Annotated in this window: 1 protein-coding gene; it reads left to right on the top strand. The window is 58.5% G+C overall.

All coding sequences use genetic code 11. From position 1 onward, the window contains the following. On the top strand, positions 1 to 485 hold a 485-nt coding region (locus tag AVMA1855_RS26500), incomplete at its 5' end, for a hypothetical protein (RefSeq protein ID WP_284428009.1). Positions 486 to 911 lie beyond the last annotated feature (426 nt).

Here is a 911-nt window from a genome sequence, read left to right as displayed (position 1 = left end):
GCAGCGCCATCCAGGCCACCCCTGGTGGCGCCCAAGAATGCGCCAACGCCGAACGGCAAGAAAGCACCTGCAGCGCCGACACCGGAACAGTCCGTGCCCAAACCCAAGGCTGCATCAACAACGAGGGCGCCCGCGCCGGCGTCGTCGCCAACGCCAGCACCCACCACGGCTCCATCCACGGTAACGCCGCCGGCGCGACCCGAGCCCGGCTTCGTGCGTCCGCTCTTTGGCGTGACCCCAGAAACGTCTGCGCGCACGCCGCCCACGCCGACGCAACGGGCCTGCAGGTGCAGCGCGAGGTCATCAAGGCCGGCTGGCACCGCATGACCTCGGGCCAGGGCAAGGGCCGCGTGAACATCCTGCGCTACCAGGTCATGGGCCGAGGCGGCGCCAGCGTCGGGCGGCTCGCTGCCGTCGTGCTGGCCGAGCCCGACCGCTGGGTTTTGCCCGTACCGCCGGCCAACCCGGTCTTGAAGCTGGAATGATCAACCACCCCACATCGAGTAAGTTTGAATTCAGAAAAGAATCGTCTTGACACAAAGCCGGCGGTTCGACGATTGACACAGCTAGCTGGATGCACCTACAGTCCACACCGTGCGATTCAGCGGGTGAACGCCGAAAAATCGTCTAAGTGCATTTATCTGTCGGGATATTGATCTCATTTTTTTATATCTCCTGACTAGATACGATGTATATGCCATTATTTCTCCAGCCCAGATAATAATCTTCATCTGAGTTTAAAAAAAGGGGTCTGGGTCAGTTTTCCGCATCTTTTGAGATATTCGTGACCCGTCCTGAATGAGGTTGACACCTTTCTGTTCATCAGAAAGGAAAGTCAAGTGGATCAATGGGTTAAGAGAACGCAGAAGGACTACACACTGGCCTTTAAGCTGGCGGTGGTGGATCAGGTA

Source organism: Acidovorax sp. SUPP1855 (assembly GCF_030158955.1).
In the GTDB taxonomy this organism is placed as follows: Bacteria; Pseudomonadota; Gammaproteobacteria; order Burkholderiales; family Burkholderiaceae_C; genus Paracidovorax.
The sequence above is the reverse complement of the archived record's forward strand: the minus strand, read 5'-3'. Positions and strand labels throughout refer to the sequence as shown.